The organism is Thermostichus sp. MS-CIW-38 (assembly GCF_054058415.1).
Genome location: NZ_JBSSAH010000005.1, coordinates 24,661 through 47,528, shown reverse-complemented (window position 1 = coordinate 47,528; position 22,868 = coordinate 24,661). Strand labels below are relative to the sequence as shown.

The following is a 22,868-nucleotide window of genomic DNA, read 5'->3' as shown; positions in this document are numbered from 1 at the left end:
GGGCCGCAGTCCAACAGGGGTTCTGAGGTGCAGAACGGCACCAGGCAGAAGGTCCGCAATGAGGGGAGCGTGAACGGGGTTTTTCGCCATGCTGGCGGCCTTATGGGCTTGGCTACAGCAGTTTAACTTTCTCAGCCTCTTGGACTGGGCTCTGGCTGTCTTTCTGTTGGCTTTGGCTCTCTACTACACCCGCGAAAGTCGTGCTGGGGTGCTGGTGAGGGGATTTATAGTGCTGCTGGTGCTGTACCTGGCCACAGCCTCTCTCCCCTTGGTTCACCTGATCTTGGATCGCCTGCTCCTGGGCGCAGCTGTAGCCATGGGCGTGCTCTTTCAACCGGAGTTTCGCCGGCTGCTGGAGCAATTGGCAAGAGCCATCCGCATGGAGTGGCCGAGCAACGCAGGCGATGACGAGGAGGATCCTGAGGAAGATTTGGTGGAAGAACTGGTGCAAGCAGTGCGAGAACTTTCCCAAAACCGCACAGGAGCGCTGATTGTGATCGAGCCGGAGCAGCCAATTGACTCGCGGGTATTTACCGACAAAGGAGTACCTCTCCAGGCGCGGGTGTCGCGGGAGATCTTGCAGACCATTTTCCAGACTTCAACTTTGTTGCATGATGGGGCTGTGGTCATCCATCGGAATCGCATTCGCGCAGCGGGGGTCATCCTGCCGGTTTCGGAGCGGGCCGCCTCCCGACAGCTGGGCACACGGCACCGCGCTGCGATGGGGATCACAGAGCAGACCAATTGCTTGTGTATTGTGGTCTCAGAAGAAACGGGATCCATTTCCCTGGCGGAGGGTGGGCGCATCGAGCGGCCTCTGACCAGTGCCAAGTTACACGAACTGCTGGTACAGCGGTTGCGCAATCCCCGCGATGCCAAAAAACGAGATGCTCCGCTAAAGGGATTGTGGGCCCACCCCTGGTTTCGCAATGGGCCGCTGCGCTGGTGGGGATCCCTTGCCGATCTGACTAAACTCTTTCGCAAACCTGAGAAAACCCTCCCCGAAGACTGAATCTCCATGACCCTTTCTCCTGCCCATCTTCTGCAGTTGCCTGCCGACCTAGATCCGCAGTTGTTGCCCCGCCATGTGGCGGTGGTGATGGATGGCAACGGGCGTTGGGCGCAAAAACGGGGCTTACCCCGCAGTGTTGGGCATCAGCGAGGGGTAGCGGCCCTGAAGGAGCTGCTGCGCTGTTGTGATGACTGGGGGATCCCAGCCCTTACCGCCTACGCCTTCTCCACCGAGAACTGGGGCCGGGCCCGCGAGGAGGTGGATTTCCTCATGACGTTGTTCGAGCAGGTGCTGTGGCAGGAATTGGGGGAAATGGTGCAGCAGGGGGTGCGCATCCAGTTTGCCGGCCAGTTGTCGGCTCTGCCCCACTCTCTGCAGGAAACCATCGTGCATGCGGTGGCCTGCACCCAGCACAACAAGGGCATTTGCCTGACGGTGGCCCTCAACTACGGGGGACGACAGGAGATCCTACAAGCCTGCCGCTCCATTGCCACCTTGGTGCAGCAGGGGCTGCTGCAGCCGGATCAGATTGACGAGGCCCTCTTTTCCCAATTTCTCTACACCACCGGCTTATCGGATCCTGATCTGCTGATCCGTACCAGCGGCGAGATGCGCATCAGCAACTTCCTGCTCTGGCAGATGGCCTACACCGAGCAGTATTTCACCCCCATCCTCTGGCCGGATTTCGACCGAGCCGCTTTTCACCAAGCCTTGCTTAGCTATCAGTCGCGGCAGCGGCGGTTTGGCAGGTGAGGATGATCCCTGGTTGGATATCCGTTGCCAACCGGCAGCTAGCGCAGAAAGCTGGTCACCAACCACATCACCGTAAACGTGATCCCCACCAACAGCGCACCAGGAGCATCGCCACCGGTGAGAGGAAGGGCAATGCCGTAGGCCAACATCAGCCCCAGGCTCAGGCCCGCCAGGGCCAAGAGAAAAGCGCGAATGAAGCGGCGCTCTTTGCGGTACAGGAAATAGATACAAGCCATCAGCCCCAAGGCCAGTTGCAGCGAGGGGTACTCATCGGGAGCCAGGATAACCCAACCCCCCAGCCCACCCAGCAGCGCCGCAGGCCAGAGGGCATCGGCGGTAGAGGGGGTATCCAACCAGCGGCTGACCCAGGGGGGATTTTGGGCAGCAGGGCGGGGCAAACTCAGCTCCGGCTCAGGATGGGCAGCCCGTTGTTCGGCGTAGCGAATGCGATCGGGAACGGCGATTTTGCCCTCTTTGCGCAGGCGCAGGCGCTGCATCAGGATGGCATCGTAGGCTTGCTCCACCCGCTCTTGCTGCTGTTCATCGGCGCCCAAGCTGGCCAGGAGCCGAGCCCGCGCCGATTGAATCTCTTCAAAAGAGGCTTCTTCGCTAATTCCCAACACCTGATACGGACTCATCTCAGCCATAGCGACCAGCCCTGTAACTCTTTATCACCTTAACCCAGCCTGCCCGACCTTCGATCCGGCTACGCGACAGGAACCGACAACGGGGATTGAGTTGCCCCATCCTCCAGGGATCCGGATTCGGAGGTCGAGGCAATTACTGCCTGCAGACATCGGGCTACATACTCGACCGCAGCGTAGGTGGTGGCTTTGCCAAGGCTAAGGCGAATGGATCCCAGTGCCTCGGCTTCCGAATAGCCCATGGCCAAGAGGATGCGGCTGGGGATCAGTTGGCCGCTGCTACAGGCGGAGCCGGCGCTAATGGCGATCCCCTGGCGGCTCAGAGCCCTGACCAGCACATTCCCCGGGATCCCTGCGGTGCAGTAGCTGAGGTGGTGGGGCAGACGCTGCTCCAAATCCACAGGGCCGGTCAGCCGCAAACCGGGCACCTCCGCTAGCAACTGGGCCAAATGCCGTTGCAATTGCCGCAGGCGGGCCGTTTCTTGAGATAGCTCTTGGGCCGCCAAAGCTGCCGCCACTCCCAAGCCGACAATGCCCGGGATCCCTTGGGTGCCAGCCCGCAGCCGCCGTTCTTGCCCGCCCCCCCGCAGCAGCGGTCGCAGCTCCACCCCTGGGCGCACGTACAGCGCCCCCACCCCCTGGGGCCCGTAGAGTTTATGCCCGGAAAGGGAGAGCAGATCCACCGGCAGTTGTGTCAGATCCAGCGGGATCCGCCCCACCGTCTGCACAGCGTCGGTGTGGAAGAGCACCCCCGCCTGGCGACAGATCTGACCCAGCTCTGCAATGGGCTGCAGGGATCCCACCTCATTTTGGCCGTGGACGATGGAGACCAAAACGGTATTGGGTTGCAGCGCCTGGATCAAAGTCTGGGGATCCACCTGGCCGGCGGCGTTCACCAGCAGACGGGTGACCTGCCAGCCTTGGGACTGCAACTGGCGGGCAGCATTCTCCACCGAGGCGTGCTCGACGCTGGAGATGATGAGATGTTGGGGAGTAGAGTAGCGCTGGGCCACCCCAAACAGGGCCAAGTTGTTGGACTCCGTCCCGCCTGAGGTAAACAGCAGCGCCTCCGGCTCACAGTTAAGCAGCTCGGCCACCTGCTGCCGCGCCCGCTCCATGGCCATGGCGGCCCGTTCTCCCCACCCGTGCAAGCTGGAGGGGTTGCCCCAGCTTTCCTGCATCGCCATCTGCATGGCCTCGATCACCTCAGGCCGAGGCGGAGTGGTGGCGCTGTGGTCAAAGTAGAGGGCAGGATCCAAACGCAACATGCCAGCTCGACCAGCCGGGGCTCCGTGTTCCTATCTTAAGATCCTTGGCCAGTGTTGCCCAACGCTGGCAGCAGCTTCCCCTTGTTGAGGCCAAACCCGCTGGAGGCAAATTGAGCCTGCCTACTTGAAAAGACTAGTACGCTGGCGGTGCATCACCACCGACTCCACCAAGCCAATGGCCAGAAAATTGGTCAGCAGAGCCGAGCGGCCATAACTTAGAAAAGGCAAAGGCAAGCCGGTAATGGGGGCCAGGCCGATGGTCATGCTGATGTTCACCACCGCCTGAAAGAGGATCATCGCCAGCACCCCAATGGCAATCAGGGATCCAAAATTGTCCTTGGCCCCTTGGGCAATCCAGATCAGCCGCGCACACAGGATCCAGAACAGGATCAGCACCGTCAGGGTGCCGATAAAACCCATCTCTTCCCCAATGGCCGAGAAAATAAAATCCGTGTGCTGTTCGGGGATGAAGTCCAGCTGGGTTTGGGTGCCCTGCTGGATACCGCGGCCCCAGAGGCCGCCGGCTCCGATGGCAATGCGGGATTGAATGAGGTGATAGCCGGCTCCCCAGGGCTCTTGCATGGGATCGATAAAAATCTCCAGCCGCCGCCGCTGATAGGGCTTGAGAAGGTGCCAAGCTAGCTGACCCAACTGCCCCGAGAGCAGGTTGATTACCCCAAAAGTTACGGCCCCCGTCCACTGCCAGGGGAGACGCCAAGCAGCCAACCCCGCCATTCCCAGACACCAGAGCAGCCAAACCCAAAGCATCCAGCTCAGCTCTGGGCGAGTGTGTAAGCCATAGAGAATGGCTCCCACCCCCGGCGACAGGAGCAAGAGGATCCAACTGCCCTTGGCTCCGGCCCAGTAGAGCATGACCAGGACAATCACCACAAACACCAGGGCAGTGCCCAGGTTGGGCTGCAGGAAAATCAAGATCCAGGGAGGAGCAATGACGGCAACGGCCACCCAAATCTGGCTGAAGTACTTGATCGGCCAGTGGTGCAGGAGAGCAGCCAGGGTAACAATTACCCCCAGCTTGGCAAACTCAGAAGGCTGCACCTGAAAGCCAGCGATGGAGAGCCAGCGCTCCGCCCCTCCCCCCGCCGTGCCGAAAAAGAGCACTGCAATTAAACCTGCCAAGGTCAGGAAGTAGGTGAACCAGTGCCAGCGCAAAAGCCGCTCATACGGGATCCGGGCTACCATTCCCAAAAACACCAGGCTGATCCCGGCCATGATCAACTGCTGCAGCCAATAGTGGCTGATGGGACGCTCCCAGACTGCGCTGCGGATGGCAAGAATGCCGATGCCTGTCAAGGCCAGCACCGTGGCCAGCAACATGCCATCGAACTCGCGCCAAGGAGCCAAGATCTGCCGCAGAAGCTTTTTCCACCTAGGCTGAGAAGACACCTTTGGGTCAACGTTGCCCAGCAATAGACCCCATCCTCCAAAGCAAGGCCAGCACCAGTTTGACATGCCCCTTGCCCCACTGGCTCACTCTCGACCCCTCTCCCACGGGGGGAGCTATTCCCAGCTCTGCAGTTGCCCTAGCCAAGCGGAGAGGCGGGATCCCACCTCTTCTCGACGCCCTTCAAGATTGGCTGCCGTCCAAATGAGGAGCAGGCCCAGCAGGATCCCAGTGGCCCAGAGCAGCAGCGCATCAGTTGTTACCAACAGCCATCCCTGCCGCAGGATCCCCAGCCCAAAAGCCAGCGTGCCCACGAAGAGATAGGCTCTTACCCGCAAGGCCAAGCCCAGCAGACCCAAGGCCAAACCCAACCCTACCGGCCAAAAGCCCGTCCACCGTTGCCCGTGAGTTTCCACCAGCACCACCAGCAGCCATGTGCCCAAGGAAACCAGCCGCAGCCAATGTCGCCCCTGTCGCCCGCTGGCTTCCTGTAATCCCGGATCCACCTGAGCCACATAGAGCAGGGATCCCACCAGGGGCAGGGCATAGAACGTCAGGGAAGCCCAATCCTGATGCCAGCCGTAACTCCACAGGATCCAGTTGCTCAAGAACAGGCTGACATAGCCCAGGCGCACTTGGGATCTCCAGATAGCCAGCAGGGCATAGTAGGTTGCCCCCAGCAGCAGATTAAGGGTGTTATTTCCTCCCGCGGTTACCAGAAAAGCGGCCAGGGGCAGCACCAAGGCTGTATTCTGCCAGGGATCCGACGGCCAGCCCCACCCTCGCCAGGGCAAGCCATGGTAAACCAGCCCCAGCCCACAGAGCAGGGATCCGGCCCACCGCGCTATGGATAGCTGCGGCAGCCCCAGGAACACACCGCCCAGCAGAACCCCAGCCCCCTGCCATGCGCTGAGGTAACCCCAGACCGTTGGCGCCCAATTTCGCTCTGTTGGAGATTCTAGAGTTGAGGTTCTCCCCTGTCCGGCGGCATAGGCCACCAGGCCGGATCCCGTCAGCACCCAGAGGAGCTGTCCCCAACGGCTGAGGCGAGGATCGAAAAGGGCAGACCAGAGGACAAGGCTGGCCAGAGCCCAGTTGGCCAAGGCCATCCAGCGCAACCCAGCTCTTTTAAGCTGCAGGGTCGCCGCCAGCCAAGGGGGACAAAAGCCGTAGCCCCAGGCCAAGCTCAGCCCTAACAGAGCGATCAACACCAACCCATTTGCCAGGGATCCCCCAGTTCGCTGGCTGAGGAAGTAAACCCAGCTCTCGTAGGCGGCCACAGACACGCCCCAAGCGCCCAGGAGCCCTTTCCAGTTGGCAGGACGGAGGTCTTCCCGGCCTTGCTCTTGCGCCCGTTGGACCGCCTGTCGACGCCCCAGGCCCAGCAGCACGATGGAGAGACCTAAGCTGCCCAAGCCCGTTACCTCACTCCACTGGGCATGGGATCCCAGCCAGCCCAACCCTGCATAGATCAAAGGCCCCGTCCGCCAGAAGCTCAGGGCCCTGACCTGTTGCAGGAGCTGCCCCCCCAAAGACTTTGTCCCGCCAGCGCGAGCGGCCCCCTCAAGCAAGAGTTTTTCCGGCCCAATCCAAAAGAGGATCCCCAGGCTCAGATTGATGACGGCAAGCAGAGGGGCAACAGGACGGGATCCCTGTACCACCCACAAGAGGCTGCTGGCCACCAACAGCTCCAAAGCCCAGATCAGCCCATAGGACAGCCTCTCCATTACAGACCATGAGATGGCCGACGAAGCCTCCTGACCGCTGCCGCCAGTTGAGACATCCTCCGCCCTGGAAGGAGACGGGCTTTCGCTCTCCAAGCCAGCAGGATGGACACCGCCGTCGCGATAAAAAGCGGGAGCCACTTCCACCCAAAGCCGCAAAACAATGGCCACCAGGACAGTCCCAGAGGCCAGGGTCAGAGCCACTGGGGAATCCAGGTACTTTCCACCACCGATGCGACCTGCTTCTGGCTGCAATGTCTGCAACGTTAGGGAAAGTAAAAGTACGATCCCCAGCAGAAAGCCAAAGCCATCCAGCACCGGTCGGTAAGCTGCCCGAAGGCGGGGAGAGAGGTAGTGGAACGGAGTCCCTAGGCTGTAGCGACAGCCGCTAGTGCTCCGCACCGCTGTCGCGAACAACAGCAGCACCCCCAAGGCCGTCAGCCATTCTGACTCCGTTAAAGCGGGGAACAGCCGATGGATTCCCACCAGACCGAACCCCCAGCCAAACGTCACTGTCAACAGCACCTCTGCTGGAACAACTGCGTTGGCGGTGTGGAGCTCATGGTCGGCGGAGGGGAAAGAGGCCCACACCCACACCTGAGTGGCCATCAGCAGCAACCCCAAGCCCAGACCCAGAAACTCAACCCCCGGCCTTCCAAAGGTGAGTAACTGGGCCAGCAAAAGGGAGAGAACTGCCGGGAAACGCAAAGACCCGCGCTCCGGGATCCCCTGCTGCCAGGAAAGGGATCCCAATCCCCCTTGCTCTGGGCTCTGCAGCCAGCGGGGCATGAACTCCAGGGGGGGCAGGGCCAATACCTGAGCTGCCGTTAAAGCAAGAGGCACCAGCAGCCACAGCCAGCCCATGGATTGTTCACCCGTCGCAGACGAATCAAGGAACCGTTGCAGCAAAAACGCCAAGTAGCTGGATCCCACCAGCACCAGCCCTATGCCATCTGCACTTCGCTGCCACAGCTCCGCAGGCACTCCCCAAAAAAAGCGCTCTGACCCACCCAGAGCCACCCGCCCTGCCCATTGCAATAGGCCCACCAGCAGCAGAACCACTCCCCAACTGGACAGGCTAGTGCTCCGCACCGCTGGCGCGAACAAGTCGGGCAAAAGCCAGCGGATCCCGGCTAGCAGTGCCCCCACTCCGTAGGCGTGGGTCAGGAGTACCCAAAGAAAGTTGGAAGTTTCTCCTGATCTGGACTTTTGTTGTAGCCACCAGGCCAGGATCCCGGCGCTCAAAAGCAAGTGCCAAAAGCGAATGGCCGGATAGGGAAGGCTCAAGAGCAGCAGGGATCCCCCTAGCCCCAAAACCAAGCGCTCTGTTGGTTCCACCAGCCCAGAAAAGCCTGTCTCACCGGCTTCTGGACCGCTCCTCTGCCAGCGGGCCGCCAACCCCAGCCACAGCACCTCGTAGGGCAGCAGCGCCAACCCCAGCAAGCCCCAAGGGGAATCAAGGGGCTGAAACCAGTTGGTTACTGTAGCTACAACCTCTTGCCGCCAGCTTGCTGGCCACACCTGCCAAAAAGCCCAGCAAGTTTCCAGGCCCAGCAAGAACAGCAACGTCAAATGCACCCTAAGGACTTCGTCCCGCTGGGGCGACTGGGTGTGTCGGCGCAAGCGCCCGATTAAGACATGGATCCCCAGCAGGCTAATCCCCAGCAACTGCCAGCCGCTGAAAGGGCTCTCCGCCAAGCCAATGGCAGCCAGCAGCCAGCCCACCACCAACAGCACCCAGCTCCCCTCCCACCAGCGGGAGAGCGTCCCCTCCTGAGCGCCTTCTGCTACGATGTGCGGGGATCCCTGGGGCCATTCCGCTGCTAGCCAACCCAACAGGGCCACCGCCAACCCCAACTGCGGCACTTGGACATGCCCAGACAGCAGCCCCCGTAGGATTAACAGGGATCCGGCAGCCCCGATTAGCCAGATCTTGGAGCCCCGTAATTCCCGAGACCGGCGGCTCCAGGTGTAAATCACGGTGCTGAGGATCCCCAGATACAGGATCCCCAGGACAAAAGCAGGGCGAAGCTCCTGCGGCCCCAAGCTCCAGAAAGCGTGCAAGCCAGAGAGGGCCAAAAAGTTCACCAAGGTTCCGTAAAAGGCATTGGGCTCCACACCGCTGTCGCGAAAGCCGGCACCTGAACCCAGCGAGCGCACCCGACCCTCAGCCGTCAACGGGATCCCCAGCAGCAAGCCCAGCGCCAGGATGCGGATCCCCCAAGGGATCCCCAGCCCATCCAGGGCCCACACGTTCACCGGCACCAGCAGCAGGGCAATAGCCTCCAAGGTTTGACCGGTTAGACGCAGCCCTTCCTGCCGTTGGATCCATCCAGCACCTACCCCAAAAGCCGCCGTATAGGCCAAGAGCACCCCATACTGAGCAGTTGGAGAAAATTGCTCCCAGTGGCTGGCCGCCAGCACCCCCGAGGACACCACCACCAAAAACAGGCCCAGCAGCAACAGCCAAGCCACGCTCAGCTCTGACAGCAAGTTCCGCAGCAAAACAGCCAGCGCCGGGGTAGGGGGGGGCAAGGACTCCGTCCGAGTAGCGCGAGTGGATTGAGGGGCAGCTTGGGGCTCTTCTCCCGCCTCAACTCCAGATCCAGCCAGGCGAGCATTTCTTTCTCGCACCATCCCCGGGATCCAAATCAAATCCAGGAGCTGACCGATCCCCAGCAGCCCAAAGGTCAACAGCCAGAGCAAACCCGTCCGCCAGCGGCCCAGATAAAAACGGTGCAGGCCACAGATGCCAAACAAACCCAAAATCCAGAGCACGTAGGCCGAGCCAAGACGAGCCGGGATCTCGTCGCTGGGGGAAACTGCCGCTGACCTTGGTTCCTCCCCCTCTAGCCGATACTGCTCCACCAGCAAGCGAAAGTGCTCTGGAGTCAGCAAGCTCAGCTCCAGCCAGGCCCGCAAACCCTGCAAGACTTGCTGCCGGGATCCCCGAACAGTGAGCTGCAAAAGGACGTCGTCCGAGGAGCGCGAACGGTCAGATTGCGGCTCCTCTGTTCCTGAGGGCGGAGCGCGATCCTGGGATCCCATGGCCAGATTCCTTGAGCAAAAGGCTTGGGGCTACTGCTACTCTAAGCCTTGCTCTGTCCGGTTGCCATGCTGTTCTCAAATCCTTCTCCTGCTGCGGCAGAGTGTCAGTTCCTGCTGATGCGACCAGCCCTCTAAACCTCAGTCGGGATCCCTGGGATCTCGCTGCTGTGAGTGCTGCGCAAGACGGGAAGTGTCATCATCTGCCCCAGCCGCGAAACGGTGAGCTCCGCCGCCGGAATGGGTTCCGAGACCTGTCCGCCGCTGAACACCATCACCCGGTCGCTGTACTGCAGGATCTCGTCCAAATCCGCCGAGGCAAAAAGAATAGCCGTACCCGCTTGGGTGCGTTCCAGCAATTGCCCCCAGACCCACAGCGCCGACTCGATGTCCAACCCTCGCGTTGGGTGCTCCATCAGCAAAAGACTCAGGGGTGTGGGCAAGAGAGCCAACTGACTGCGCTGTTGGTTGCCCCCCGAGAGTTGCTCCACCCGGCTGTAGGGGTGACCCCGAATGCTGAAGTGTTCGATGGCCGCTTGGGTCTGCTGACGGGCCAGAGCCCAGTTGATCCAGGGATCCTGCTGCTGGAGGGCAAAATGCTCCTGCAAGGTTAAGCCGGGGATCAGCCCTTCCCGCAGCCGATCCGCCGGAGAAAACCCCACCCCACAGCGCAGATAGTCGCCGTAAGGACGGCCTGTCATCTCCTGCCCCCCCAACAGAATCCGGCCACGCCTGGGCGGCAACAACCCTGCACAGGTGAGCAGGAAAGAGCGTTGCCCACTGCCTTCCAAACCGGCCAACCCAATCACTTCCCCCGGCTGCACCGCCAGATCTGGCAAAGCCAAGGCAAACGGCTCATGCCGCACCACCAGAGAGCGCAACTCCAACAGGGGATCCGCCCTCCTTTGCGGAGAATGGGGCCGAGCCGGGGGTGCCAACTCCCGCCCGAACATCCAATCGATCAACCGCTGTTCCAGCAGGGCAATGTCCTCACCTCTAACAGGCAGCTCCCCCACCACCTCCCCCTGCCGCATCACCGTCACCCGATCGCAAAGGCACTCCACATCGGCCAGCTTGTGGGAGACGAAGATCACCGATTTGCCCTGCTCCGCCAACCTTCTCAGAGCCGCGAACAGAAGATCTTTTTGCGCTGCAGAAATGCCCGTCGTTGGCTCATCCAAAATCAAGGTGTTGATCCCCAGGGAAAGCAACCGCAGCATTTCCAGTTGTTGCCGTTCCCCCACCGTCAAACTGCCGATGGCTCCATCGGGGTTGAGATTAAAACCAAACTCTTCACAGGCTTTCTCGAGACGTCTTCGGCTTTCCCGCAGCCCCAAGCCCAAGCGCCCTCGTTGCCCGGCAATAAAGTTTTCTAGTACCGTCAGAGAAGGAAAATCCAAGGGATCCTGGTGCAACATGCCAATGCCCAGGCGAATGGCTGCTGCAGGGCTGTCGATGCGAACCGGTTGCCCATCGATCCAAATCTCCCCCTGATCGCAGCGCAGAAAGCCGCTCAGGATCTTAACTAAGGTACTTTTGCCGGCCCCATTCTCCCCAAGCAGGCCGTGGATTGTGCCCGCCTCCACCCGCAAGGACACATCGCGGTTCGCCTGTACCGCCCCAAAACGCTTGTGGATGTGCAGCAGCTCGACCTTCATCTTGACTATGGTAACTTGCTCCCCCCAAACTCAAAATCCGGAAGAATACACTTGCTGAGGTTGCAAGCGCCAGTGCTACGATAGCGGCAGCTCGCCGTTAGGCGTTGGCTACGGACGAGTTCAGCATCGATCTGTGGTTCGCCCTGCACCCCTTCTTCGCCCTTCTCCCCTGCCACCCATCTCGGATAGCAACCGCCTCAAAATCTTCTCAGGCAGCGCCAACCCGGCTCTGGCTCAGGAGGTGGCGCGTTACTTGGGCATGGATCTGGGCCCGATGTTGCGCAAGCGCTTTGCCGATGGCGAGCTGTACATCCAAATCCAAGAGTCGATCCGGGGTGCTGATGTCTACTTGGTGCAGCCCACTTGCCGCCCCGTCAACGACCACCTGATGGAACTGCTGGTGATCATCGATGCCTGTCGCCGCGCCTCTGCCCGGCAGATCACCGCTGTCTTGCCCTACTACGGCTACGCTCGCGCCGACCGCAAAACGGCAGGCCGAGAAGCGATCACCGCCAAGCTGGTGGCCAACATGATTACCCAGGCGGGAGCTCACCGCGTGCTGGCTATGGATCTGCACTCGGCCCAGATTCAAGGCTACTTCGACATTCCCCTCGACCACGTCTACGCCCAGCCGGTATTACAGGCTTACCTCAAGGAAAAGGGCTTGCTCGACGAAGACATTGTGGTCGTCTCTCCCGATGTGGGGGGTGTGGCTCGTGCCCGTGCCTTTGCCAAAAAGCTCAAGGAAGCCCCTCTGGCAATCATCGACAAGCGCCGTCAAGCCCACAACGATGTGGAAGTCATGAATCTGATTGGGGATGTGCGGGGGAAAACTGCCATCCTTGTGGATGACATGATCGATACCGCAGGCACCATCTCGGAAGGGGCAAAATTGCTGCGCAAGCTGGGAGCCAAAGCGGTTTATGCCTGCGCCATTCATCCTGTTTTTTCTGAGCCGGCCATTCAACGCCTGCGGGGTGGTCTATTTGAAGAGGTGATCGTCACCAACACCATCCCTATCCCTCCAGAGCAGCACTTTCCCGAGTTAACCGTTCTCTCGGTAGCCAATGTGCTGGGGGAAGCGATCTGGCGCATCCATGAAGATAGCTCCGTCAGCAGCATGTTTCACTAAAGTAAGTTTCAAAGTAAGTTTCTCCAGAGTATCGCTAGAGTAGAGTGGGTGCAGAATGGGTGCGCCTGCTCCTTTTCCCTGTGGAGATCAGCCCAACCAGGCACCCCCGATCTGTCGTGATGGACTGGGTTGAGCCAGCTCCTCGGCCAGGTTTTCCCATGTCACCTCCCATTTCTCGCTCGCCAAGATCCGTTGTGCACGGTTTTGCTTTCCCGCGGACTGCTCCCAGGGAAGGGCAGTCCCTTCAAACCGAACTGGGTACAGCGCTGTACCCGCTGTTGCAATTACTGGGTCAACTGCTGAAAGTGCCCTTGGTCTATCTGGAACTGGATCAGCCGGGATCGGATCCCCACTCGTCTTCAAAAGGGATCCTCTACCGGGATCCGCAAGGGATCCCAGCCGGAGAACCTTTCAACCCCGATGTCGGCTCTGAGCAATGGCCTTTTCATGAGTCCTTTCTCTTGCAAACTGAGCAGGGGATCCGGTTGGCCGATCTGCACCTGCTCGACTGCCATCCTCGCCAACTGAGTTCCTTTGAACGGGAACAGATTGACCTCGTTGCCCTCAGCCTGAAGCACATTCTTCTCCAAGCCCAGGAGCATCGGCAAACCCTCGAGCAGCTCCAATCCCAACTGCAGGACAGCCGCAGCACTGCTGCCCGCTACCAGCAGATCTTCGAGAACGCCGTCGAAGGCATTTTTCAAACCACCCTAGAGGGCAAATATCTGGTTGCCAACCCGGCCTTGGCCCATATTTTCGGCTACGAATCCCCTGAGGATTTGATGCACAACGTCTCCGATATTGGCACCCAAATCTATAGCGATCCGGAGCAACGAGCCGAATTCATCCAGCGCATGCTGAGAGAAGGTCAAGTTGTGAATTTTGAACACCAAGTCTGCTGCAAAGATGGCAGGCTAATTTGGATTTCTTTAAATGCCCGTACCATCTACAACGACCAAGGGGATCCCCTCTATTTTGAAGGATTTGTTACCGACATCACAGCATCCCGTCAACTGAAAGAACGACAACAACAATTGGAAGAGGCCCGCCGAGAGAGCGAGCATCGTTTTCTGCAACTGGCAGAGAATACGCAGCAACTGTTTTGGATTACAACGGTCTACAGCAAAGAGCTGATCTACGTCAGCCCAGCCTGTGAAGCCATTTGGGGCCGCTCCGCCGAAGAGGCCTACGCCAACCCCCAAGCCTGGATCCGCCAGATCCACCCCGACGACCGCTGGTTGTTCCCCACCATCCTCAAAGCCCAATCGGAGGGCAAATCCACCGATGTTGTCTTCCGCATTTATCACACTGATGGCCGCCTGATTTGGCTGCGAGAACGCACCTTTCCCATCGCCGACAAAGAGGGCAAAATCTATCGGGTGGCAGGGATCGTCGAAGACATCACTGAGTCCAAGCAACTGGAAGCCGAACGGCGTCGTGTAGAGCAAGCCTGGCAACAAAGCGCCAACCATTTTCGGCAGATTTTTGAGCTGGCCCCCAATGGAATTGCCCTTGTGGACTTGCAGGGGCGATTTATCCAGGTCAACGATGCCTTTGCCCAGATTGTCGGCTACACCCCCGAAGAATTGAAACATCGGCAACAACTGGACATTCTCCACCCCGAAGATGTCAACCCACTGCTGGGGGCCAATGAGGCTTTGCTGGCAGGGAAGGTCTCTGTCAGCCAGCGCCAGATTCGCTACACCCACCGTTCCGGCCAGGTTGTTCATGTGCTGTTTCAGGCCACCCTGCTCACCGACGAGGAAGGACAGCCCACCCAGTTTCTCAACCAGGTGATCGACATCAGCGCCCGCGTGGAGGCAGAAATTGCCCTCAAAGAAAGTGAAGAACGCTTCCGCCAATCCTTTGAATGGGCCCCCATTGCCAAGGCCATGACCCACGTGGATGGCACCTATTTGCAAATCAACGCCGCTTTTACCGAAACCCTGGGCTACACCCTGGAGGATCTCAAAGGGAAAACCGTCCTCGACATCACCCATCCCGACGACATCGCCACCACTCTGGAAAACAGCAACCGCCTGCTGGCCGGCCAGGTGCATCAGTGCGAACAGGAACAACGCTACATCCACAAGAACGGCCAAATAGTCTATGCCATTCTTCGCATCACCCTGGTGCGCACGGCCCAAGGGGATCCCAGCTACTTTCTAAGCCAGATTTTGGACATTACCGAGCGCAAGCAAGCCGAGGCAGCCCTTCGCCAAAGTGAGCTGAGTTTACGGGGCATCTTCCAGCAGTCAGCCCTGGGCATTTCCATCGTCGATCATTGGGGCCATTACCTAAAAGTGAACCCCGCTCTGGAAGAGATCTTGGGCTATAGCGCTGCCGAACTGACCCACATGAGCTTCTGCGACCTCACCCATCCCGAGGACATTCAGGAAGATTGGCAACTCTTCCAGGAGGTTTTGAACGGCCAACGGGATCGCTACCACCTGGAAAAACGCTACATCCACCGCAGCGGAAAGGTGGTTTGGTGCCGCCTGGCAGTCTCTGCAGTCCGGGATCCCGAGGGCAAAAACCTCTTCATCATCGGCATTTGCGAAGACATTACCGAAGAAAAACGGGCAAAGCTGCAGATCCAGGCCGCCCTTCAGGAAAAAGAAGTCCTGCTGCGGGAGATTCACCACCGCGTCAAAAACAACCTGCAAATCATCTCCAGCCTGCTGCGGCTCCAAGCTGACCAAATCAAAAGCCGCAAGTACGCCCGCGTTTTTAAGGATGCCGGCAGCCGTATTCAAGCCATGTCTTTGATCCACGAAGGTTTGTACCAATCCAACAATCTGGCCGCTGTGGATCTCAAGCAGTACCTACACAATTTGATCTCCAACCTCTTTCACTCTTACGGGGTAAACCCCGAGAGCATTCGCGCCAACATCCGCGCCGAAGGGATCCGCCTCAACCTGGACGATGCGGTCTTGTGTGGCCTGATCATCAACGAGTTGGTGACCAACAGCCTCAAGTATGCCTTCCCGAAGGGCCGCAGCGGGGAGATAGAGATTCATTTCAGCCAAACCCGCAAATATACTCAGTTGCGAGTCTCCGACAATGGCGTTGGCTTGCCCCCGAACTTTGACTTCAAGGAAACTCAATCTCTGGGTTTACAACTGGTTGCAACCCTCACCGATCAGCTACAGGGCAAGATACAATTGAGGAGCAAACCGGGTACCACCTTCATCATTACCTTTCCGAGGAGCGAGCCTTGAAGAGAGTTCCACCCCTTGTCAAAGGCAGTATTCTGGTCGTCGAAGACGAGAAGATCATCGCCAAGGACATTGCCAACGTTCTGAAAAAATTTGGCTACGCTGTGCCCGCCATTGCTTCTTCCGGGGAAGAAGCGATCCGAAGGCTGGAAGAGATGCCGGTGGACTTGGTCTTGATGGATATCGTCCTAAAAGGCGATATCGATGGCATAGAAGCCGCCAAGCGGATCACCGAGCGCTTCAACATTCCGGTGGTGCATCTGACGGCCTACGCCGACGAAGACACCCTCTCCCGCGTCAAAGAGACCCGACCCTTTGGCTACATCATCAAACCCTTCAAAGAGCGGGAACTCTACACCACCATTGAAATTGCCCTGCACAACCACCGCCAGAGCCTCGAGAACCGCAAGCTGGAAGAGAAAAGAATCGAGGAGCTGCGGCAAAAACTGCAGCAGTTGCAGCAGTTCACGGACGTGAAGGGCACTCTGTTCAAGAAATTCTTGCAGGATCTGAGCGAGCCCCTCTCGAACCTCAGCTTTGCCTTGGGGCTGCTCAAAGATGCCGAGTCGGAGCAGAAGCGGGAACACTACCTGCAGGTGCTGGAGGATGAGTTTCGCCGTGAGCTGGAGCTGATCCACCAGACCTCTAACCTGGAAAATCTTTTAAACCTGGAAAATGTTGGCCTGTTGAGCCAGTTCAGCCTGCTGCGTCCCCAGGAGCCCAGCCGTAGTCACCGGTTGGAGGAGGAAGCGCCCACCCCTGCAGCCACGGCCCCCCAAGAGTCGGCAGGCTCTGCCCCCACACCCAGCCCCACCGCCGTTACGGCGCCACGGGCACCGCTGCGCCCCCTCAACCAGACTCAGTTGGCGGAACGTTTGGGGGTGGTGGTTTCCGCCATTACCTATTGGAAATTCAAAACCGGGTTTCCGGAGTGGAGCCGCAGCCGGGATCCCGACGGCATTTCTTGGCGCTATTCCCCCGATTCCAAGCGCTTTTCGCCCGTGCCCTAGCTAGCGTTGCAGCACTTCCACCCGCACAGGTGCCAGCCCCGAGCGCACCATCCCCAACACCTCTGCCGCCCGCAGGGAGAGGTCGATGATCCGACCGGGAATAAAAGGGCCGCGATCGTTGATGCGCACCACGGCCTGGCGGCCATTTTTCAGGTTGGTCACCCGTACCTCGGTGCCAAAGGGCAGGGTGGGGTGGGCAGCCGTCATCTCATGGCGGGTTGGGTGCAGGTCATACCAAGAAGCAATGCCCTCTTGCACAGGCCCAACCACACGGACAGGGGTGGGTTCCTGCTGAGGGGCTGTTTTCGGCTTGGAACCTGCCATGGTGGCTTTGGCGGTCAGAGCAGCCGGTTGAGGCAGGGCCGGAGCTGAAATGGGCGGGGCATCGAGCAGCAGACGGCGCAGACGATTGGCGGCCAAAACAGCCACATCCACCGGGCGCTGGTTATCGATCAACAGCACTCCAGCGTCGATGCGCAGCAATTCCTTGTTGTTGACCTGAATGGTGTAGAGAGGAACACCCAAGCCTTGTTCGGCCAATTCCAGATCTGCCCAACCTAAGGTGATGGTGGTGTCTTTCAGGGATCCCTGGGCCATTTGGTTGAGCTGGGCCACAAGGGTGCTGGCCCGCATCAGCGGTGGCTCCAGCCCAGGGTGCTCGACAAAACTGACAATGGGCAGATCCCGCACATAGACAGTAACCACCTGTTGCCCGTCCATCTGATAGTCGTAGAGGGTGGAGATGGGCTGGTTTGTGTGCTGCTGTTGTTCGCCGATCTTGAGAATGGGTTCTTCTGCTCGACGGGGCAGGATCGCCTGGCGAGATCGGTTCAAGGGATGATCCAAGTTCAGGGTACCCAGTTTGGCAGGGGCAAGACCCTCGTGGCCGGAGATAGGGGTTTGGGGGGTTCTCGGCAGCGTTCTGACTGGGGCTGCGGCAGCAGGGAGGGGTTGGGAAGGGGTGGCCGGGGAGGGCAATTGGGAGTCAGATGACAGCTTCGCTGCTCGGGTGTTGGGGGATCCGGTTCGCGTCGAGGCTTGTGCTCGCGAAGTCAAGCCGCCCAACATGCCTGCCGGCAAGCCCAAAGCCGTGACACAGAGACAGCTGACCAAGCCCATTTTGCGGGCGGGATCCAGTCCCTGTCCAAGCTGTTTCCAATTTCGCATGAGGCCGCGCTCCTCTCCAATCTCGTACAACTTCCAGTGCGACGGTTAAAACAGAAGTTAATGTACCATAGGTTTCTGAGTTGACCCGTTTGTACGGTCGGACACAGGAGCTCAAGTCTTGATAGCATAAGGGGTTTCGGCATCTTGGACTACCGCTCAGCAGGGGTTGACATCGATCTGGGCCAGGCCTTTGTCAGGGGGATCCGCGAGCGCGTTGAACGGATTCAAGTTCCGTCTTCAGGTTCTTCAGAAACCTTGGGTGGCATCGGCGGCTTTGCCGGCCTGTTTGAGCTGCCGACAGGGTATCAAGCGCCGGTGTTGGTGGCGGGCACCGATGGGGTGGGGACAAAGCTGGACATTGCCCAGCAGTGGGGTCAGCACCAGGGGGTGGGCGTCGATCTGGTGGCGATGTGCGTCAACGACGTGCTGACGGTGGGGGCCCGGCCGCTGTTTTTCTTGGACTATGTGGCCACTGGCAAGCTGGAGCCAGAAGCCCTGTGGCAGGTGATCGACGGCATCTTGGCGGGCTGCCAGGAGGCGGGCTGCCAACTGCTGGGCGGGGAAACGGCGGAGATGCCGGGGTTCTATCCCCCTGGGAAATACGACCTGGCCGGGTTTTGTGTGGGAATTGTGGAGAAGGCGGCCATTCTGGATGGGTCGCGGGTGCAGTTGGGGGATCGGCTGTTGGCTTTGCCCAGCAGCGGCCTACACAGCAACGGCTACAGCTTGGTGCGGCGGATTGTGGCCGACCGGGGTTGGCGCTGGGATCACCGGCCTCCCGGCTGGGATCGGCCTTTGGCGGAAGTATTCCTCACCCCCACCCGCATCTACGTGCAGGCGGTGCAGCGGCTGCAGGCAGCAGGGATCGCCATCCACGGCATGGCCCACATCACTGGCGGCGGGATCCCGGAAAACTTGCCCCGCTGTTTGGCCCCCAACCAGGCGGCGCGGCTGCAGCCCCATAGCTGGCCCATCCCACGGGAGTTTCTTTGGCTCCAAGAGCAGGGCCAGGTGGAGACCTTGGAGATGTTCCGCACCTTCAACCTGGGGGTGGGCTATGTGCTGGTGATCCCCCCCGAGGCGGAAAATCAGGTGAGATCCCTGCTCCCCGAAGCCTTCCCCATTGGGGAGGTGGTGGCGGCCTGTCCAGGGGAAAGCCGCGTTCTGGGACTGGAACAGTGGGGATCCCTCACAAGCCCTGCCGACTAGCCAACCGATGGATCCCCACCAAAAGGGGGAAAGGGATCCCAGTTCCCTCGACTCATCCTCGCCGTCGCTATGCTAAGTTGGCATGTGGCCTCAGCGCTGTTGCCCGCCTTCTTGCCCGAGCCTGCTTCCCGACATTTGTCCTCTTTGGGAATAGGGGTAACTCGGCCTTGGACCGTTTGCTAATCGCTGCTGACCCTCTAGGTTAGGAGTTGCTGATGACAGGTTTACCCACTGCTCGTGCAACCGCGGGTGCCATCGAAGTTGAGCATCTGAGCAAAACCTACGGCAGCTTTACTGCCATTCGCGATGTTTCCTTCCAGGTGAACGCCGGCGAGATCATGGGTTTTTTGGGGCCGAATGGGGCTGGCAAGACCACTTCCATGCGCATTTTGGCGGGGTATCTGCCTGCCAGCGAGGGGACGGCGCGGGTGGCCGGGTTTGATGTTCACGAAAACTCGATGGCGGTGCGGCAGCGCATTGGCTATCTGCCGGAAAACCCACCCCTCTACCCCGACATGACGGTGGAGGCGTACCTGCACTTTGTGGCCCAGATCAAGCGGGTCAGCGCTGGCGATCGGCCCAGGCGGGTGGACGAGGCGATCCGGCGGTGCAGCCTGGAAGAAAAGCGCCACACCCTCATCCGCAAGCTCTCCAAGGGGTTTAAGCAGCGGGTGGGCATCGCCCAAGCTCTGGTTCACGACCCGCCGGTGATCATCCTGGATGAGCCCACCATTGGGCTGGATCCCAAGCAGATTATCGAGGTGCGCAAGCTCATCAAGAGCCTGGCGGGGGAGCACACCATCATCCTCTCCACCCACATCCTGCCCGAGGTGAGCATGACCTGCGACCGAGTGGTGATCATCAACCGCGGCCAGGTGGCGGCCATTGGCACGCCTGCCGAGCTGACAGCCCAGCTCCAGGATCGGCAGCAGGCAAAGCTGGTGGTGGGGGCAACCGAGGCAATGGCCATCCGGACGGCCCTGCAGCCTTTGCCCCAAGTGGAGGTGGTGAGCCTACAGCCCTTGGCGGCGGATCCCTCCCGCTGGCAGGTGCAGCTCAAGAGCAACGCTGCCGCGGACGGCTGGATCCCGGAGGTGGCCAGGGTGCTGGTGCAGGCAGGGATCGACCTCTACGAGATAGGCCGCCCGCAGGCTTCTTTGGAAGAGATTTTCCTGCAGCTCACTACGCAAGAGGGATCTGAGGGCGCATTGGAGGAAGCGGCATGAACGGAGTGGTTGCCATTTTTCGCAAAGAGCTGCGCGGCTACTTCACCTCCCCCATTGCCTATGTGGTGGCCGCGGTGTTTTGGGGACTGGCGGGGTTTTTCTTCTTTAATATTCTGGTGCGGGTGATCAGCTTTTCTCAGCAGGTGGATCTTTTCGCCCAGTTCGGCCAGGAGAACAATTTCGACGCGGCCACCATCCTGTCACAGCAGTTTCTCAACCTCTTGGGCACCCTCTCCTTATTTCTATTGCCCATCTTCACCATGAGCTCCTATGCCGAGGAGCGGCGGCGAGGCACGATGGAGCTGCTGGCTACTTCTCCCATCACCAACTTGGAGGTGGCCCTGGGCAAATGGTTGGCGGTCTGGGTGTTTTTCATCACGCTGCTGCTGCCGCCGCTGGTCTACCATGTGCTGGTGCTGAGCAGCGCCAACCCGGCAGTGGACTACCGCCTGACCTTGATGGGCTATGTGGGCCTAACCCTGCTGGCGGGCAGTGTCATGGCCTTGGGGTTGTTTATCTCGTCTCTGACAGACAGCACCCTCATCGCAGCAGTGGCCACCTTTGGCTTGATTTTGTTGCTCTGGGTGATCGACGCGGCAGCCGGCCAGGAGGAGAACTGGATTGCCGCGACGCTGCGGCATGTGTCTTTGCTGCAGCAATATAGCAACTGGGTGCAAGGGATCCTCAGCAGCAGCAGCCTCATTCTTTTCTTGAGCATCATCGTCCTGGGGCTGTTTGCCACGGTGCAATCGGTGGAAAGCCTGCGCTGGCAACAGAGCTAGGGTCAGATGGGAGGAGTGTGGTGTTTGCGGCAGCGGTGCGGAGCATTATGAAGGACTGGCGCGCGTTATTGGACTGGACAGGGATCCTGGGCATTGGCGTCATCGCCATTGGCCTGGTGGTGGGATCCGCCTTTACCGGTTGGACGGCTGTGCCCCTGAGCATGCTGGAAACGGGCCTGGCCCTGCTGGTGGCTTGGGGCATCACCCACCGGCAGGAGGTGGGGGTCTTCCTCGGTTTGCGTTCCACCCAGACCAACGCCAACATCCTGGTGGCGGCGGCGGCGATGGCCGTCATTCTGGTGCTGGTGAATGTGGTGGCGGTGCGCTACGACCTGCGGCTGGATCTCACCGAGGAGGGCCTGTTTACCCTGTCGCCCCAAACCCGGCAATTGGTGCAGGGATTGGCGCAGCCGGTCAAAGTTTGGGTGGCAACCACAGCGCCGGATCCCAACTTGCGGGAACAACTGGAGCGCTATCGCCGCCTCAACCCCAACCGCTTCCAGTTTGAGTTTGTGGATCCCAACCGGGATCCCTTGACCATTCAGCGGCTGCAGGTGACCCAGAACAACACCCTGGTGGTGGAGGCCGGAGAAAGCCGGCAACAACTGCCTCAGCCCCCTGCCCCTGATCTGGAGAGCAAACTGACCCCCGTCCTGTCCAAAGTGGTCAACCGAGGGGAGTTGCTGGCCTATTTCGTGCAAGGGCACGGGGAAGTGGGGCTGGAAGCGAGGGAAGGTACTCCAACTCTGGCCCAGGCGGCGGCAGCCCTGGGTCAGGAAGGCTATCGGGTAGAGCCCCTCAACTTGGTGCAATCGGGGATCCCAGAAGAGGCGGATGTCCTGGTGCTGGAGGGGCCACAGCGGGCTTTGTTCCCCGGCGAGGTGGAGAAACTGCAGGATTATCTGGCGAAAGGCGGACGGCTGCTGTTGCTGATCGGGCCGCGGGTGGAGGCTGGCCTGGATCCCTTGCTGGAAGAGTGGGGCGTGGTCTTGGGGGATGACATCCTCATTGAGGTGAGCAGCGTCAGCCAACTGTTGGGGACAGGGCCGGCGGTTGCCCTGGTTACTACCTACGGGGATCACCCCATCACCGCCCCCTTGGCGGCCCAGCGGCTAATGACCCTGTTCCCCCTGGCCCGCTCTGTGGAAACCGAAGCCCGCGAAGGGATCCAAGCCACGCCCCTACTGCGCACCAGCCCGCAAAGCTGGGGGGAGACCAGTCCTGACCTGGAAAGTGGCCCCCTGCAGTTCGATCCGGAGCAGGACAAGCCTGGCCCCCTTACCCTGGGCGTTGCTTTAACCCGCCGTCTGGACACCGACCCAGAACAGGGCTCGGGATCCCGGCAGGAGGCCCGCCTGGTGGTGATCGGCAATGTCAACTTTGCCCTCAACGGCAACTTGCGGCAGCAGGGCAACCGGGATCTCTTCTTGAACACCCTCAACTGGCTGACTGAGCAAACGGAGCAGATCTCCATCCGCCCCAAATCCATCACGGATCGCCGTCTCACCCTGACCGGTCAAAACTTCCGCTGGCTGGTGCTGGGATCGACGGTCCTTTTGCCCTTGGCGGCCCTGGGTTCCGGAGCTGCCCTGTGGTGGCAAAGACGGTAGAGCTG

General features: G+C 60.0%; 15 protein-coding genes. 9 read left to right on the top strand and 6 right to left on the bottom strand.

Going from position 1 to position 22,868, the window contains the following annotated elements; translation table 11 throughout:
- Positions 1-88 precede the first annotated feature (88 nt).
- Together cdaA and ACVWXZ_RS03090 are read left to right on the top strand one after the other, a co-directional pair.
- A complete protein-coding gene (gene cdaA / locus ACVWXZ_RS03095) occupies positions 89-1,012 on the top strand; it encodes a diadenylate cyclase CdaA (RefSeq protein WP_414328940.1) in 924 nt (307 codons plus the stop codon).
- Between the two features lie 6 nt (positions 1,013-1,018).
- Positions 1,019-1,765: an isoprenyl transferase gene (locus ACVWXZ_RS03090; protein ID WP_011433250.1), complete on the top strand. Its 747-nt coding sequence runs from the start codon at positions 1,019-1,021 to the stop codon at positions 1,763-1,765.
- Between the two features lie 38 nt (positions 1,766-1,803).
- On the opposite strand, the gene ACVWXZ_RS03085 is transcribed toward ACVWXZ_RS03090, so the two are convergent.
- From ACVWXZ_RS03085 to ACVWXZ_RS03065, 5 genes are all read right to left on the bottom strand, one after another.
- Positions 1,804-2,412, bottom strand: coding sequence for a CPP1-like family protein (locus ACVWXZ_RS03085; RefSeq protein WP_041436527.1), 609 nt, complete (start codon positions 2,410-2,412; stop codon positions 1,804-1,806).
- A gap of 59 nt (positions 2,413-2,471) precedes the next feature.
- On the bottom strand, positions 2,472-3,677 hold the full coding sequence (locus ACVWXZ_RS03080; RefSeq protein ID WP_457482137.1) for a cysteine desulfurase family protein: 1,206 nt from the start codon (positions 3,675-3,677) through the stop codon (positions 2,472-2,474).
- A gap of 120 nt (positions 3,678-3,797) precedes the next feature.
- Positions 3,798-5,108 carry a rod shape-determining protein RodA gene (gene rodA, locus ACVWXZ_RS03075; RefSeq protein WP_414419476.1) on the bottom strand — a complete coding sequence of 437 codons (1,311 nt, stop codon included), beginning with the start codon at positions 5,106-5,108 and terminating at the stop codon, positions 3,798-3,800.
- Between the two features lie 90 nt (positions 5,109-5,198).
- Complete coding sequence (locus ACVWXZ_RS03070) at positions 5,199-9,854, bottom strand: NINE protein (protein WP_457482136.1); 4,656 nt, start codon at positions 9,852-9,854, stop codon at positions 5,199-5,201.
- A 131-nt stretch (positions 9,855-9,985) separates the two neighbouring features.
- Entirely contained in the window at positions 9,986-11,509 is a 1,524-nt protein-coding gene (locus ACVWXZ_RS03065) for an ABC transporter ATP-binding protein (RefSeq protein WP_457402535.1), read from the bottom strand.
- 133 nt (positions 11,510-11,642) lie between these two features.
- Here ACVWXZ_RS03065 and ACVWXZ_RS03060 point away from each other — a divergent pair, with 133 nt between their 5' ends.
- The 3 genes from ACVWXZ_RS03060 (at position 11,643) to ACVWXZ_RS03050 (ending at position 16,869) form a co-directional block, all read left to right on the top strand.
- A complete protein-coding gene (locus tag ACVWXZ_RS03060) occupies positions 11,643-12,641 on the top strand; it encodes a ribose-phosphate pyrophosphokinase (RefSeq protein ID WP_011433256.1) in 999 nt (332 codons plus the stop codon).
- 158 nt (positions 12,642-12,799) lie between these two features.
- A complete protein-coding gene (locus ACVWXZ_RS03055) occupies positions 12,800-15,862 on the top strand; it encodes a PAS domain S-box protein (protein ID WP_457482135.1) in 3,063 nt (1,020 codons plus the stop codon).
- Positions 15,859-16,869: a response regulator gene (locus ACVWXZ_RS03050; RefSeq protein WP_457384780.1), complete on the top strand. Its 1,011-nt coding sequence runs from the start codon at positions 15,859-15,861 to the stop codon at positions 16,867-16,869. Before ACVWXZ_RS03055 ends, ACVWXZ_RS03050 begins: the two co-directional genes overlap by 4 nt.
- Here the strand turns inward: ACVWXZ_RS03050 and ACVWXZ_RS03045 are convergent, their stop codons facing one another.
- On the bottom strand, positions 16,870-18,036 hold the full coding sequence (locus ACVWXZ_RS03045) for a septal ring lytic transglycosylase RlpA family protein (protein ID WP_457482134.1): 1,167 nt from the start codon (positions 18,034-18,036) through the stop codon (positions 16,870-16,872). It lies immediately after the preceding gene.
- 144 nt (positions 18,037-18,180) lie between these two features.
- On the opposite strand from ACVWXZ_RS03045, the gene purM reads away from it, so the two are divergent.
- The 4 genes from purM to ACVWXZ_RS03025 all read left to right on the top strand — a co-directional run bounded on the left by purM (position 18,181) and on the right by ACVWXZ_RS03025 (position 22,863).
- On the top strand, positions 18,181-19,245 hold the full coding sequence (gene purM / locus ACVWXZ_RS03040) for a phosphoribosylformylglycinamidine cyclo-ligase (RefSeq protein WP_457482133.1): 1,065 nt from the start codon (positions 18,181-18,183) through the stop codon (positions 19,243-19,245).
- A gap of 215 nt (positions 19,246-19,460) precedes the next feature.
- Entirely contained in the window at positions 19,461-20,471 is a 1,011-nt protein-coding gene (locus ACVWXZ_RS03035) for an ABC transporter ATP-binding protein (RefSeq protein ID WP_414343290.1), read from the top strand.
- Positions 20,468-21,253, top strand: a complete 786-nt coding sequence (locus ACVWXZ_RS03030; RefSeq protein WP_011433262.1) for an ABC transporter permease — start codon at positions 20,468-20,470, stop codon at positions 21,251-21,253. The genes ACVWXZ_RS03035 and ACVWXZ_RS03030 overlap by 4 nt, the downstream gene beginning before the upstream one ends.
- A 47-nt stretch (positions 21,254-21,300) precedes the next feature.
- Complete coding sequence (locus ACVWXZ_RS03025; RefSeq protein WP_457482132.1) at positions 21,301-22,863, top strand: GldG family protein; 1,563 nt, start codon at positions 21,301-21,303, stop codon at positions 22,861-22,863.
- Positions 22,864-22,868: the final 5 nt, after the last annotated feature.